Below are 12,762 nucleotides of genomic sequence, written 5' to 3'. Positions count from 1 at the left end.
GATAGTTGGAGAAAGAAAATGGCAAGATATTTGGGTCCTAAGCTCAAGCTGAGCCGTCGTGAGGGCACTGACTTATTCCTTAAGTCTGGCGTTCGCGCGATTGATTCCAAGTGTAAGATTGAACAAGCCCCTGGCCAGCATGGTGCGCGCAAACCGCGTCTGTCTGACTACGGCGGTCAGTTACGTGAAAAGCAAAAAGTTCGTCGTATCTACGGCGTGCTGGAGCGTCAGTTCCGTAACTACTATAAAGAAGCAGCTCGTCTGAAAGGCAACACCGGTGAAAACCTGTTGGCTCTGCTGGAAGGTCGTCTGGACAACGTAGTTTATCGTATGGGCTTTGGTGCCACTCGTGCAGAAGCACGTCAGTTGGTGAGCCATAAGTCTGTTCTGGTAAATGGCCGCGTTGTTAACATCGCTTCTTATCAGGTATCTCCGAATGATGTCGTTAGCATCCGTGAGAAAGCCAAAAAGCAATCTCGCGTGAAGGCCGCTCTGGAGCTGGCTGAGCAGCGTGAAAAGCCAACCTGGCTGGAAGTTGATGCGACTAAGATGGAAGGTGTGTTCAAGCGTATTCCTGAACGTACTGATCTGTCTGCGGACATTAACGAACACCTGATCGTCGAGCTTTACTCCAAGTAAGGCTTAGTACCAAAGAGAGGACACAATGCAGGGTTCTGTGACAGAGTTTCTAAAACCGCGCCTGGTAGATATCGAGCAAGTGAGTTCGACGCACGCCAAGGTGACCCTTGAGCCTTTAGAGCGTGGCTTTGGCCATACTCTTGGTAACGCACTGCGCCGTATTCTGCTTTCATCCATGCCGGGTTGCGCGGTGACCGAGGTTGAAATTGATGGTGTACTTCATGAGTACAGCACCAAAGAGGGAGTACAGGAAGATATCCTGGAAATCCTGCTCAACCTGAAAGGGCTGGCGGTAAGAGTTCAGGGGAAAGATGAAGTCATTTTGACCCTGAATAAATCTGGCATTGGCCCTGTGACTGCAGCCGACATTACCCATGATGGTGATGTCGAAATCGTCAAGCCTCAGCATGTCATTTGCCATCTGACCGATGAGAACGCTGCTATCAGCATGCGTATCAAAGTTCAGCGTGGACGTGGCTATGTGCCGGCTTCTGCCCGAATTCATTCGGAAGAAGATGAGCGCCCAATCGGCCGCCTGTTAGTTGACGCTTGCTACAGCCCTGTAGACCGTATCGCCTACAATGTTGAAGCAGCGCGTGTAGAGCAGCGCACCGACCTGGACAAGCTGGTCATCGAAATGGAAACCAACGGCACAATCGATCCTGAAGAGGCGATTCGTCGTGCGGCAACCATTCTGGCTGAACAACTTGAAGCTTTCGTTGACTTACGTGATGTACGTCAGCCGGAAGTTAAAGAAGAGAAACCAGAATTCGATCCGATCCTGCTGCGCCCTGTTGACGATCTGGAATTGACTGTCCGCTCTGCTAACTGCCTTAAGGCAGAAGCTATCCACTACATCGGTGATCTGGTACAGCGTACTGAGGTTGAGCTGCTTAAAACGCCTAACCTTGGTAAAAAATCTCTTACCGAGATTAAAGATGTGCTGGCTTCGCGTGGTCTTTCTCTGGGCATGCGCCTTGAGAACTGGCCGCCAGCAAGCATTGCTGATGAATAATCAGATCACAGGTTAAGGTTTCACTGAGAAGGATAAGGTCATGCGCCATCGTAAGAGTGGTCGTCAACTGAACCGCAACAGCAGCCATCGTCAGGCTATGTTCCGCAACATGGCCGGTTCTCTGGTTCGTCATGAGATCATCAAAACGACTCTGCCGAAAGCCAAAGAACTGCGTCGCGTAGTTGAGCCGCTGATTACTCTTGCCAAGACCGACAGCGTAGCTAATCGTCGTCTGGCATTCGCCCGTACTCGTGATAACGAGATCGTGGCAAAACTGTTTAATGAGCTTGGCCCGCGTTTCGCGAGCCGTGCAGGTGGTTACACTCGTATTCTGAAGTGTGGCTTCCGTGCTGGTGACAACGCTCCGATGGCTTACATCGAGTTGGTTGATCGTCCAGAAGCTCAAGCAGAAGCAGCCGCAGAGTAATCTGTAGCAACGTAAAAAACCCGCTCCGGCGGGTTTTTTATTGCCTGAAATTTACTACCTTAGAACGTAGTCTTTCATGTTCAGGGAGCTAACTATGTGGCTGGTTGATGAACTTGCTGAGCAGCACATCAAAGCAGCGTTGGAGAAAGGCGAGCTAAGTAATCTGCCTGGCGCTGGCAAGCCGCTGCAGTTGGATGATGATAGCCATGTTCCGCCTGAGTTAAGAGCGGGCTACCGGTTACTTAAGAATTCGGGCTATCTGCCGCCGGAGCTTGAGTTGCGGCGGGAAGCCATGGAAGTTAACGATCTCATTCGGCAACTCGATCCTGAGGATCATCGCTATCAGGATCATTGCCATCGACTTCAGGTGCTGGAGCTAAGATTACGTCAGGCAGGTATGAGTACCGATTTTCTTCATAGTAGTTATTCCAAAGCCATTCAGCATCGTTTCCGTGAGGAGGAGTAAATGTTTCGCATTGGCCAGTTAGCTAAGCTTGCAGAGGTGACGCCAGATACGATCCGTTTTTATGAAAAACAGCAGATGATGGATCATGATGGTCGGACAGAAGGCGGTTTTCGACTTTATAGCGAGGGTGATCTTCAGCGTCTGAAATTTATTCGCTACGGGCGCAAACTTGGCTTTAGCCTGGAAGCCATCAGAGAGCTGCTCTCGATCCGGGTCGATCCTGCGCATCATACCTGTCAGGAATCAAAAGCGATCGTTGAAAAACGGCTGAATGAAGTTGCTCAGATGATCGCAGAATTAGAAACGATGCAGCGTTCTCTGCGACACCTCTCGGATGCCTGTTGTGGTGACAGTCATAGTAGCGTTTCGTGCTCAATTCTTGAGGCGCTGGAGCGGGGAGAGGCTTTGAGCAAATAAGGATATTGTTATTTTGCTGCAAAGGAATAAAGTATCAGGCCATCTTTACAGGAGGCGTCATGAGTAAATATCAGCACACTAAAGGGCAAATCCGCGATAATGCGATTCAGGCTCTGTTACACGATCCGTTATTCCGGCAGCGCATCGAGCAGAAGCAAAAGGGTAAAGGCAGTTTTAAGCGGAAAGAAAAACATGGCAAGGGGACTGGATGGGAGGGCAGTGATAAGAAAGCGTCTTATCACTGCCCTTCTGCTTTTACAGTCAAAAAAACCGCCTGTGCGGCGGCTTGTTAACTATACCCGGGTGTTCTGCTGTTTCAGCAGATCGCGGATTTCAGTCAGCAGTAATTCTTCGTTTGTTGGTTTCGCGACGGGCTTCTCAACTTCCTTTTTCTTATACAGACGGTTCATTAACTTGATTGCCATGAAGATTGCGAAAGCAATGATCACGAAATCGAAGATGGTCTGAAGGAAGATACCGTATTGCATTACAACGGCTGGCGCATCACCAACTGCTGGCTTAAGTACCCAGGCGAATGATTTAAAATCGACGCCACCAATCAGTAAGCCTAAGGGGGGCATGATGATGTTGGCGACTAATGATGAAACGATCTTACCGAAGGCAGCACCGATGATGACACCAACGGCTAAATCCATCACGTTGCCGCGCATTGCGAAGTCGCGAAACTCTTTGATTAAACTCATACTTATCTCCTTGCCTAAGCCAATGACATAAAGTCTAACAAACCTTAGTGGTTTTGCCATCAACACAGCCAATTAAGCCGCAGTTTTACGTGTCTCGTGCTGAGTTTGCTTATAAACGCGGCATTTAAAGGAAAAAGGGACTCGGCTGGAAGAGACGTTCCACATCTGACACAAACTTCTTGTCGGTCAGGAACATGATGACATGATCGCCTTGTTCGATGCGCAGGTTATCATTGGCAATCATCACATCGTCACCGCGAACCACTGCGCCAATGATGGTTCCTGGCGGCAACTTGATATCGTCAATGGAGCGGCCGACCACGCGTGATGTTGATTCGTCACCATGCGCTATCGCTTCAATCGCCTCTGCAATGCCGCGTCGTAACGATGAAACGCCCACGATATCTGCTTTACGCACGTGACCCAACAGGGCAGAAATTGTGGCCTGTTGAGGTGAAATAGCGATATCGATGACGCTGCCCTGAACCAGATCGACATAGGCGCGGCGCTGAATAAGTACCATAACCTTCTTCGCACCCATCTTTTTCGCCAGCATCGCTGACATGATGTTGGCTTCATCATCATTGGTAACTGCGATAAACAAATCGACCTGCTCAACATGTTCTTCCGCCAGTAACTCCTGATCCGAGGCATCGCCATAAAACACCACGGTGTCATGCAGATGTTCTGCGAGTTCCGCTGCGCGCTGAGGGTTACGTTCAATCAACTTAACGCTGTAATGTTTCTCAAGACGCTGCGCCAGACCGAAACCAATGTTACCGCCACCCACGAGCATAATCCGCTTGTAAGGTTTCTCCAGCCGCTGCATCTCACTCATTACCGCACGAATATTCTGACTGGCAGCGATGAAAAACACCTCATCACCCGCTTCTACGATAGTTGAGCCCTGCGGACGAATAGGGCGGTCCTGACGAAAAATTGCGGCTACACGCGTATCAATGTGTGGCATATGCTCACGCATGATCGACAGCGGATTTCCCACCAGCGGCCCGCCATAATAGGCTTTCACCACCGCCAGGCTGACTTTGCCCTCTGCAAAGTTAACCACCTGCAGCGCACCAGGGTACTGGATCAAGCGGTAGATATTGTCGATCACCAACTGCTCGGGCGAGATCAGATGATCGATAGGCACCGCTTCAGGAATAAATAACTTGTCCGCATCACGTAGATAGTCGGCCGCGCGAATACGGGCGATACGATTCGGCGTATTGAAAAGCGAATAAGCAATCTGGCAGGCAATCATGTTGGTTTCATCCGAGTTGGTTACGGCAACCAGCATGTCTGCATCTTCCGCTCCTGCCTCACGCAAAATTCGCGGATGAGAACCATGACCCTGCACGACGCGCAGATCGAACTTATCCTGCAGATGGCGCAGACGTGAAGAGTCGGTATCTACCACTGTGATATCGTTGTTTTCACCCACCAGATTCTCTGCCAGGGTGCCGCCAACCTGTCCTGCGCCCAGAATGATTATTTTCATCGCTTATCAATACTCATCTCAGTTTGTACCCGATTTCTTTATCAGCTTAGCGTAAAAGAAACCATCTCCGCCTTCGGCTTGCGGGAATACCTGCAAGCCGTTTGCCGGCGCATCCCTGAGGGATTCTGCCTTTGCATCGTGCTGGCGCTGCAGGAAAGCATCTATCTGCTGATAATTCTCTTCAGGCAGGATGGAACAGGTAGCATAAATCAGCGTACCGCCAGGTTTGAGGTGCGGCCAGACAGCGTCGAGAATTTCACTCTGAAGTTTTGCCAGCTCGGCGATATCACGATCGCGACGCAGCCACTTAATGTCGGGATGGCGTCGGATAACACCGGTAGCAGAGCAGGGAGCATCCAGCAGAATTCGGTCAAACTGACGATCACCGCACCACTGTTGCGGCGTTCGTCCATCACCCTGTTTAACGTCTGCTTTCATGCCCAGTCGCTGCAGATTTTCCTCAACGCGTTTAAGGCGCTGCGCATCTACGTCGACGGCCATCACTTCGGCTTCCGGCGCGATTTCAAGAATATGAGTCGTTTTACCGCCGGGTGCAGCGCATAAATCCAGAATCTGTTCCCCGTTTTGGGGAGCAAGCAGCAAAGCACAGCGCTGAGCGGACAAATCCTGCACGGTTACCCAACCCTGATCGAAGCCAGGTAACTGACTTACCGGGGCAGGGGCGTCAAGCCGCAGCGCATCTGGCACATCGTCAGCAGGCTGTGCATTCCTGCCACTTTCGACCAGCATGTCCAGCCACGCGTCACGATCCTGGTGCTGACGGTTAACCCGGAGCCACATCGGCGGACGCTGATTATTGGCTTCGACGATCTGTTGCCACTGTTCCGGCCAGGCATGCTGCAATCGCTTTAGCAGCCATCCCGGATGCAGGTAACGCTGCGGGCCATCCTGAATGCTGACGAGCAGCTCTTCTCGCTGGCGCTGAAACTGGCGTAACACACCATTTAATAAGCCTTTGAGGCTGGTGCGCTTCAGGACTTCGGCGCCCGCGACGGTTTCAGCCAATGCGGCATGAGCAGGCACGCGTGTATATTCCAGCTGATAAAGCCCGACCATGATCAGATAGTGCAGAACCCGCTGTTTGCCGGTAAGTGGACGCTCCATCAGTTTGCCGATTAGCGCTTCAAGCTGCGGTAATGTGCGCAACACGCCAAAACAGATCTCCTGCACTAACGCGCTATCTTTGTCAGAAAGTTTTTTCTGAGCGGCAGGGAGTGCCGTATTCAGGGATTCGCCTTTGTCGACAACACGCTCAATAAGTTGAGCGGAGAGGCTACGCAGGTTGATTGATTTAGTCATAGGGTTTTGTCATCAAACAAAAGGCCCGGTGAGTGACCGGGCCTGAGAGTCAGTCCAGAAGGGTTCCAGGTTCAAACCATTCCCGGCGCGAGTTGAGAAGATCCTGAGCCGACATCGGTTTTTTACCGGCGGGCTGTAACTGCAGCAGATTAAGTACACCCTGAGCGGTCGCTACCTGGATGCCATGCTTATCTGCACTGATAATTTCACCCGGCGAACGATCGCTGTGAGGCAGAACGCTTGCCTGCCAGACTTTTACGGGTTGATCATTAATAGTGAAAAAACTCATTGGCCACGGGTTAAACGCGCGAATACAACGTTCAAGCTGTTCTGCTGAAAGTGCCCAATCAAGACGCGCCTCCTCTTTACTGAGCTTCTCAGCATAGTTGGCCAGAGTCTCATCCTGTTTTTCTGGTGTAGCCTGCTGAGTGCTCAGTAAGGTCAGCGTATCCAGCAGTCCCTGTGGTCCAAGCTGTGCCAGCTTGTCATAGAGTGTTGCACTGGTATCCTGGGCAGTAATCGGACAGGCCAGTTTATGCAACATATCGCCAGTATCCAGGCCCACATCCATCTGCATGATGGTCACGCCGGTTTCGCTGTCGCCAGCCCAGAGCGCACGTTGAATCGGTGCGGCTCCACGCCAGCGTGGCAGCAGCGAACCATGGACGTTGATGCAGCCCAGACGTGGCATATCAAGCACGGCCTTTGGCAGAATTAATCCGTAGGCGACAACAACCATCACATCGGCCTTGAGATCAGCAACCAGCTGCTGATTTTCTTCCGGCCGCAGAGACTTAGGCTGATAAACCGGAATGTCATGTGCCAGCGCCAGCGTTTTGACCGGGCCCGGGGTTAATTTGTTACCCCGACCAGCAGGACGGTCGGGTTGGGTGAATACGCCGATAACCTGATGTTCAGAAGCAAGCAGCGCGTCAAGATGACGCGCTGCAAAGTCAGGTGTGCCGGCAAAGATGATTTTTAGCGGGGCAGACACGTTTATCCCTTCTTAAGATCTCAGGAAGCCTGCGCGTTCTGACGCGCCAGTTTCTCTAACTTAGTTTTGATTCGTTGCCGTTTCAGAGGCGACAGATAATCGATAAACAGTTTGCCTTCCAGATGATCGATCTCATGCTGGATACAGATGGCCAGTAACTCGCTGGCTTCCAGCTCGAAGCTTTTACCGTCGCGATCAAGTGCGCGAACTTTGACCCGTTCAGCACGCGGAACAAATGCGCGCTGTTCCGGAATAGAGAGACAACCTTCTTCAATACCGGTTTCGCCGCTTTTTTCCAGCAGCTCAGGGTTAATCAGTACTAAACGCTCTTCACGACTTTCAGAGACATCAATCACAATAATGCGCTGATGAATATCGACCTGCGTAGCCGCAAGACCGATACCTTCTTCGGCGTACATCGTCTCGAACATATCATCAACGATACGCTGAATGTCTGCGTTAACTTCTTTAACGGGCGCAGCGACTTTGCGAAGACGCTCGTCAGGGAAATGTAATACCTGCAAAACTGACATAAATATCCAGATCTGTATTCGGTTAAGAAAAGATTACTACCTCATATTGTAGACTTTTCGAGGACTGATTGACAGCATTGTGCGGCAGGAAGCAAGGGCGATCAGGGAGCCAGAGATGGACAAAATAGCGCAGTATGTGCGGCTGGCAGCCGTCACTGGGATGACAGGGAAACGCTGGATTGAAGTGGCGCAGCAGACAGGTGCCGAACCGGCGGACAGTGAGCAACTTATCCGGCTTGGTTTAGACGCCAGCCAGCGTAAGCAATATTCTGATTTTAATGAGGAAAAGCTCATCGAAGTCTATGCCTGGCTGGGGGAGAGTCCGACTCATCATCTGGTGACTGCTCTGGATGCAGCCTATCCTGTCCGGCTTAAAGAGACGAGCCGCTTTCCGCCGCTGCTCTATATTAATGGCGATCCTGGCGTGATCAGTACACCCCAGTTAGCGGTGGTAGGTAGCCGGAACTGTTCCCACAATGGTCGTTACTGGTGCGACTGGTTTACCCAGCAGTTAAGCCTCAGCGGTCTGACCATTACCAGCGGACTGGCCCGGGGTATTGATGGGGTTGCGCATAAGGCAGCGCTCAACGTGAAGGGTAGAACGGTGGCTGTGCTAGGCAGTGGGTTGCAGCGGCTCTATCCCAAAAATCATGCCCATCTTGCTGCAGAGATCGTAGATCAGGGTGGTGCGGTTATTACTGAGTTTCCGCTGATGACCCAGCCGCATCCGCTTAATTTTCCACGCCGCAATCGTATCATCAGCGGCCTGAGCCATGGGGTGCTGGTGGTCGAAGCCTCTTTAAAGAGTGGCTCACTGGTGACGGCACGCTATGCGCTGGAGCAAAATCGCAATGTTTATGCCTTACCTGGCGCGCTCGGTAACCCGTTAAGCGAAGGCGTAAACTGGTTGATTCAGCAGGGAGCGCTGCTGGTGGCCCATCCCAATAACATCATGGAAGATCTGGCAAGTGCACTAAACTGGCTGCCAGCGACCCAGGCCAGCGAAATTTATTCTGAGGTGAGTGACGATGCTCCATTGCCATTTGCTGATGTGTTGGCTAACGTAGGTGATGATGTTACACCTGTTGACGTTGTCGCTGAACGTGCCGGCCAATCTGTGCCAGTTATCTCAGCTCAGTTGCTGGAACTGGAGTTAGCAGGATGGATCGCAGCTGTACCCGGCGGCTATGTCCGATTGAGGAGGGCATGCCATGTTCGACGTACTGATGTATTTGTTTGAGACATATATCCACAACGAAGCAGAAATGGGTGTTGATCAGGACAGATTGACAGACGACCTGACGGATGCCGGGTTCCATCGTGAAGATGTTTACAGTGCGCTGAACTGGTTAGAAAGACTGGCTGACTATCAGGAAGGACTGGTAGAGCCAATTTTACTGACAAATGATCCGCTCTCCATGCGTATTTATACCGATGAAGAGAGCAAGCGTTTAGATGCTGACAGCCGTGGTTTCCTGCTGTTCCTGGAGCAGATTCAGGTGCTGAACCTGGAAACCCGAGAAATGGTTATCGAACGTATCATGGCGCTGGATACCTCTGAGTTTGACCTGGAGGATCTCAAATGGGTGGTGCTGATGGTGTTGTTCAACATCCCAGGATGTGAAAATGCCTATCAGCAGATGGAAGAACTGCTATTCGACGCCAATGAAGGTATGCTGCATTAAATTTCCTTTCATGCATTGAACGCTATGAGTAAAGCTGCACTCTTCACCGTGCGTAAACAGGATCCCTGCCCCGCTTGCGGGGCAGAACTGGTTATACGCTCCGGTAAACACGGTCCTTTTCTGGGCTGCGCGAACTACCCGGCGTGCGACTACATTCGACCATTAAAAGGTCAGGCGGATGGCCATGTGGTCAAAGTGCTGGAAGGCCACGCTTGCCCCGAATGCGGGGCGGATAAAGTATTGCGGCAGGGACGTTTTGGCATGTTCATTGGCTGTAGCCTCTATCCGGAATGCGGATACACCGAAACCATCGATAAGCCGGATGAAACCTCGCTGGCCTGTCCACAGTGCCATGAAGGCCGCTTAGTACAGCGGCGTTCTCGTTACGGCAAAACGTTCCACTCCTGCGATCGCTATCCAGCCTGCCAGTTTGTCGTGAACCTGACACCCGTTTCCGGAACCTGCCCTTATTGTGAGTATCCACTATTAGTGGAAAAAAAGACCGCGCAGGGAGTAAAACGCTTCTGCGCCAGTAAGAGTTGTGGCAAAGCCATCGCTGAAGAGAATTCATAGACCATGGAAAATCAACACCTCGCCGATTCACTTGAGACCTGCTTAGAACAGCTGAATCGACAGGCGGTCATCGCCTATCCCACTGAAGCCGTATTTGGTCTGGGCTGTGACCCTGATAGTGAATCTGCCGTCATGGCATTGCTTGCGCTGAAACAGCGTCCGGTAGAAAAGGGACTCATCCTGATTGCAGCTGATTATACCCAGCTTGAACCTTATATCTCCGCACGCGAACTTTCGGTGACTCAGCGTGAGCGGATGTTTGCCTGCTGGCCAGGCCCGGTGACCTTTGTCGTCCCCGTTCCACCGCAAACGCCTCGCTGGCTGACCGGACAATTTGATTCACTTGCCATTCGCGTCAGTGACCATCCTGATGTACAGGCCCTTTGCCGCGCATTCGGTAAACCGCTGGTTTCAACCAGTGCAAATCTTACTGGCTTGCCTCCCTGCCGCACGGCTGAAGAAGTGAAGCAGCAGTTTGGCGAGCATTTCCCGGTTCTTTCGGGAAAAACGGGTGGACGACTAAATCCTTCTGAAATCCGCGATGTTATCAGCGGCGAACTTATACGTCAGGGTTAATTCATGGATCAATTCGCCGTTTTCGGTAATCCGATCAACCACAGTAAATCTCCGCTGATCCATCAGGCCTTCGCTGATCAGACGGGCATTGAACATCGTTATGGCCGCATTTGTGCCCCGGTTGATGGTTTCCACCGGGCGCTCTCTGCCTTTTTCGAACAGGGCGGTCGTGGTGCGAACGTGACGTTGCCTTTCAAACAGCAGGCATGGGAATTTGCCGATCAGCTGAGTGAACGAGCTACCCTATCCGGCGCGGTTAACACGGTAAAAAAGCTCCGTGATGGGCAGATTCTGGGAGACAACACAGATGGAATTGGCCTGTTAAGCGATCTTGAACGGCTGAAAATGATCAACGCTGGCGACAATGTATTGCTGGTGGGAGCGGGCGGGGCCGCACGCGGTGTCATTCTGCCGCTGCTTTCAGCAGGCGTGACGCTGACCGTCGTCAATCGTACGGCCGCGCGCGCTGAAGAGCTGGCGACTCTGTTTGGAGAGCGTGGGCCTATCCGGGCATGTAGTTTTGAGCAACTGGTGAATCAAAACTTTGATCTGATCATCAATGCCACTTCCAGTGGTGTGAAGGGTGAAACGCCTCCTTTACCTGTGGAAGTCATCCATCCGGATGTGCGCTGTTATGACATGTTTTATCAAAGCGGGTTGACGCCTTTCCTGCTCTGGTGTCAGGTGCGGGGCACTCATCATCTGGCAGATGGACTGGGTATGCTGGTGGGACAGGCTGCTCATGCCTTCTATATATGGCACGGTGTGATGCCGGAAATTGCACCTGTCATTGCTCAGCTCAAGCAGGCCATGCAGCCATGAATCAGGCGATACAGTTCCCGGATGAGGAAACCTATGACGTTGAACTTAAGGCGGTCTGTTTCCCGGTACTGGTCAACGGCATGCGGCTGAACTGTGCAATCAGTCGTGAGTCGCTGGCTTCACGCTTTGGTGAAGGGGAGGCGAAGGCGCTGTTTCAGCACCATCGCTGGGATTTGGAAGATGAGGCCGAAGGGGCTATTCGTCAGGATGACGTGGATGCTCAGGGCTGGATCTGGTTATCTCCAGTAAGGTAATCATCTTTCCAGCCGACATAATTATTAGCGGAATAGCGTAAACCTTCCTTCTCACTGTCATTCAGCGGCCTGATCTGCTTCACCGGGCTACCCAGATAGAGATAGCCGCTCTCCAGCCTTTTACCTGGTGGCACCAGACTCCCGGCACCAATCATCACTTCTTCTTCTACTATTACACCATCAAGCAGAATCGATCCCATTCCGACCAGCACGCGATCGCCAATGGTGCAGCCATGCAGCATCGCTTTATGTCCGACCGTGACGTCCTCGCCAATAATAAGAGGGAAGCCTTGAGGGTTAGATGCAGATTTGTGCGTAACGTGCAGAACACTGCCGTCCTGCACATTGGTGCGGGCACCAATCCGGACCTGATTCACATCACCCCTGATCGCAACCAGCGGCCAGATGCTGACGTCATCCTCCATAATTACATCACCGACAACAACGCTGCTTGGATCGACCATAACGCGCTGACCAGTTTGCGGGAAAAGATCTTTATATGGGCGTAGGGCGGAAGTCATCATGTTCTCCTTTGTTCTGTTTTCACTGCAGCCTGATGCGATTTTACACAGCTGACAAGCCAATTCTGACCCGGATCGGTGGCGATCTCATCAATCTGGATCATTTATAACCGTTCAGATAAAAGATCCTAAAAAAGGGTTGTGCTCTGAAACGGGATCCCTATAATGCGCCTCCATCGACACGGAACACCAGCAACGGGAAACGGGTTGAGAGGCGCAGGAGACTGAGCCGCCGGAGAAAACTTCTGAGAAAGAGGTTGACTCTGCAGGAGGAAAGCGTAATATACGCCACCTCGCGACAGGACGCTAACGCAC

General features: G+C 51.8%; 18 protein-coding genes. 12 read left to right on the top strand and 6 right to left on the bottom strand.

What is annotated here, in order from left to right:
- Window positions 1-18: 18 nt before the first annotated feature.
- From rpsD to AC2LB6_RS22505, 6 genes are all read left to right on the top strand, one after another.
- The gene (gene rpsD / locus AC2LB6_RS22530) at window positions 19-639 is read left to right on the top strand and encodes a 30S ribosomal protein S4 (protein WP_008927131.1); all 621 of its coding nucleotides are present in this window, start codon (window positions 19-21) and stop codon (window positions 637-639) included.
- 25 nt (window positions 640-664) lie between these two features.
- On the top strand, window positions 665-1,654 hold the full coding sequence (locus AC2LB6_RS22525) for a DNA-directed RNA polymerase subunit alpha (protein WP_003850179.1): 990 nt from the start codon (window positions 665-667) through the stop codon (window positions 1,652-1,654).
- 40 nt (window positions 1,655-1,694) lie between these two features.
- Window positions 1,695-2,081, top strand: a complete 387-nt coding sequence (gene rplQ / locus AC2LB6_RS22520) for a 50S ribosomal protein L17 (RefSeq protein ID WP_003850180.1) — start codon at window positions 1,695-1,697, stop codon at window positions 2,079-2,081.
- Between the two features lie 94 nt (window positions 2,082-2,175).
- On the top strand, window positions 2,176-2,547 hold the full coding sequence (locus AC2LB6_RS22515; RefSeq protein WP_490095203.1) for a DnaJ family domain-containing protein: 372 nt from the start codon (window positions 2,176-2,178) through the stop codon (window positions 2,545-2,547).
- The gene (gene zntR, locus AC2LB6_RS22510; protein WP_136196218.1) at window positions 2,548-2,964 is read left to right on the top strand and encodes a Zn(2+)-responsive transcriptional regulator; all 417 of its coding nucleotides are present in this window, start codon (window positions 2,548-2,550) and stop codon (window positions 2,962-2,964) included.
- Between the two features lie 59 nt (window positions 2,965-3,023).
- Window positions 3,024-3,257: an alternative ribosome-rescue factor A gene (locus tag AC2LB6_RS22505; protein ID WP_490095202.1), complete on the top strand. Its 234-nt coding sequence runs from the start codon at window positions 3,024-3,026 to the stop codon at window positions 3,255-3,257.
- Here AC2LB6_RS22505 and mscL read toward each other — a convergent pair whose 3' ends face one another.
- From mscL to def, 5 genes are all read right to left on the bottom strand, one after another.
- A complete protein-coding gene (mscL, locus tag AC2LB6_RS22500; RefSeq protein WP_090967257.1) occupies window positions 3,258-3,668 on the bottom strand; it encodes a large-conductance mechanosensitive channel protein MscL in 411 nt (136 codons plus the stop codon).
- Window positions 3,669-3,792: 124 nt separating this feature from the next.
- The gene (gene trkA, locus AC2LB6_RS22495; RefSeq protein ID WP_013359233.1) at window positions 3,793-5,169 is read right to left on the bottom strand and encodes a Trk system potassium transporter TrkA; all 1,377 of its coding nucleotides are present in this window, start codon (window positions 5,167-5,169) and stop codon (window positions 3,793-3,795) included.
- Window positions 5,170-5,187: 18 nt separating this feature from the next.
- Complete coding sequence (gene rsmB, locus AC2LB6_RS22490; RefSeq protein ID WP_490095201.1) at window positions 5,188-6,489, bottom strand: 16S rRNA (cytosine(967)-C(5))-methyltransferase RsmB; 1,302 nt, start codon at window positions 6,487-6,489, stop codon at window positions 5,188-5,190.
- A gap of 49 nt (window positions 6,490-6,538) precedes the next feature.
- Window positions 6,539-7,483: a methionyl-tRNA formyltransferase gene (gene fmt / locus AC2LB6_RS22485; protein ID WP_490095200.1), complete on the bottom strand. Its 945-nt coding sequence runs from the start codon at window positions 7,481-7,483 to the stop codon at window positions 6,539-6,541.
- A 20-nt stretch (window positions 7,484-7,503) separates the two neighbouring features.
- On the bottom strand, window positions 7,504-8,016 hold the full coding sequence (gene def / locus AC2LB6_RS22480) for a peptide deformylase (protein WP_013359230.1): 513 nt from the start codon (window positions 8,014-8,016) through the stop codon (window positions 7,504-7,506).
- Window positions 8,017-8,131: 115 nt separating this feature from the next.
- Between def and dprA the strand changes: the two genes are divergently transcribed.
- From dprA to AC2LB6_RS22450, 6 genes are read left to right on the top strand one after another with little or no spacing between them, the layout of a single operon-like run.
- The gene (dprA, locus tag AC2LB6_RS22475; RefSeq protein ID WP_490095199.1) at window positions 8,132-9,256 is read left to right on the top strand and encodes a DNA-protecting protein DprA; all 1,125 of its coding nucleotides are present in this window, start codon (window positions 8,132-8,134) and stop codon (window positions 9,254-9,256) included.
- Complete coding sequence (gene smg / locus AC2LB6_RS22470) at window positions 9,228-9,701, top strand: DUF494 family protein Smg (RefSeq protein ID WP_013359228.1); 474 nt, start codon at window positions 9,228-9,230, stop codon at window positions 9,699-9,701. The genes dprA and smg overlap by 29 nt, the downstream gene beginning before the upstream one ends.
- A 24-nt stretch (window positions 9,702-9,725) precedes the next feature.
- Complete coding sequence (locus AC2LB6_RS22465; protein ID WP_090967253.1) at window positions 9,726-10,274, top strand: DNA topoisomerase family protein; 549 nt, start codon at window positions 9,726-9,728, stop codon at window positions 10,272-10,274.
- 3 nt (window positions 10,275-10,277) lie between these two features.
- Window positions 10,278-10,850 carry an L-threonylcarbamoyladenylate synthase type 1 TsaC gene (gene tsaC, locus AC2LB6_RS22460; RefSeq protein WP_490095198.1) on the top strand — a complete coding sequence of 191 codons (573 nt, stop codon included), beginning with the start codon at window positions 10,278-10,280 and terminating at the stop codon, window positions 10,848-10,850.
- A 3-nt stretch (window positions 10,851-10,853) separates the two neighbouring features.
- Window positions 10,854-11,672, top strand: a complete 819-nt coding sequence (gene aroE / locus AC2LB6_RS22455) for a shikimate dehydrogenase (protein ID WP_490095197.1) — start codon at window positions 10,854-10,856, stop codon at window positions 11,670-11,672.
- Window positions 11,669-11,926 carry a DUF1488 family protein gene (locus tag AC2LB6_RS22450; RefSeq protein WP_490095196.1) on the top strand — a complete coding sequence of 86 codons (258 nt, stop codon included), beginning with the start codon at window positions 11,669-11,671 and terminating at the stop codon, window positions 11,924-11,926. The genes aroE and AC2LB6_RS22450 overlap by 4 nt, the downstream gene beginning before the upstream one ends.
- On the opposite strand, the gene AC2LB6_RS22445 is transcribed toward AC2LB6_RS22450, so the two are convergent.
- Window positions 11,893-12,447, bottom strand: a complete 555-nt coding sequence (locus tag AC2LB6_RS22445) for a gamma carbonic anhydrase family protein (protein WP_490095206.1) — start codon at window positions 12,445-12,447, stop codon at window positions 11,893-11,895. The two genes, AC2LB6_RS22450 and AC2LB6_RS22445, sit on opposite strands and share 34 nt — an antisense overlap.
- Between the last annotated feature and the right edge of the window lie 315 nt (window positions 12,448-12,762).

The organism is Pantoea sp. RCC30.1 (assembly GCF_058148845.1).
Note: the sequence above shows the minus strand (reverse complement) of the source record. Positions and strands in the feature narration are given on the sequence as shown.

Coding starts and splice junctions, on each gene's coding strand:
- aroE (WP_490095197.1), top strand. CDS start 10,854: ATGGATCAATTCGCCGTTTTCGGTAATCCGATCAACCACAGTAAATCT.
- def (WP_013359230.1), bottom strand. CDS start 8,016: ATGTCAGTTTTGCAGGTATTACATTTCCCTGACGAGCGTCTTCGCAAA.
- mscL (WP_090967257.1), bottom strand. CDS start 3,668: ATGAGTTTAATCAAAGAGTTTCGCGACTTCGCAATGCGCGGCAACGTG.
- AC2LB6_RS22505 (WP_490095202.1), top strand. CDS start 3,024: ATGAGTAAATATCAGCACACTAAAGGGCAAATCCGCGATAATGCGATT.
- AC2LB6_RS22515 (WP_490095203.1), top strand. CDS start 2,176: ATGTGGCTGGTTGATGAACTTGCTGAGCAGCACATCAAAGCAGCGTTG.
- AC2LB6_RS22445 (WP_490095206.1), bottom strand. CDS start 12,447: ATGACTTCCGCCCTACGCCCATATAAAGATCTTTTCCCGCAAACTGGT.
- trkA (WP_013359233.1), bottom strand. CDS start 5,169: ATGAAAATAATCATTCTGGGCGCAGGACAGGTTGGCGGCACCCTGGCA.
- AC2LB6_RS22525 (WP_003850179.1), top strand. CDS start 665: ATGCAGGGTTCTGTGACAGAGTTTCTAAAACCGCGCCTGGTAGATATC.
- rplQ (WP_003850180.1), top strand. CDS start 1,695: ATGCGCCATCGTAAGAGTGGTCGTCAACTGAACCGCAACAGCAGCCAT.
- smg (WP_013359228.1), top strand. CDS start 9,228: ATGTTCGACGTACTGATGTATTTGTTTGAGACATATATCCACAACGAA.
- AC2LB6_RS22450 (WP_490095196.1), top strand. CDS start 11,669: ATGAATCAGGCGATACAGTTCCCGGATGAGGAAACCTATGACGTTGAA.
- zntR (WP_136196218.1), top strand. CDS start 2,548: ATGTTTCGCATTGGCCAGTTAGCTAAGCTTGCAGAGGTGACGCCAGAT.
- rsmB (WP_490095201.1), bottom strand. CDS start 6,489: ATGACTAAATCAATCAACCTGCGTAGCCTCTCCGCTCAACTTATTGAG.
- rpsD (WP_008927131.1), top strand. CDS start 19: ATGGCAAGATATTTGGGTCCTAAGCTCAAGCTGAGCCGTCGTGAGGGC.
- tsaC (WP_490095198.1), top strand. CDS start 10,278: ATGGAAAATCAACACCTCGCCGATTCACTTGAGACCTGCTTAGAACAG.
- AC2LB6_RS22465 (WP_090967253.1), top strand. CDS start 9,726: ATGAGTAAAGCTGCACTCTTCACCGTGCGTAAACAGGATCCCTGCCCC.
- dprA (WP_490095199.1), top strand. CDS start 8,132: ATGGACAAAATAGCGCAGTATGTGCGGCTGGCAGCCGTCACTGGGATG.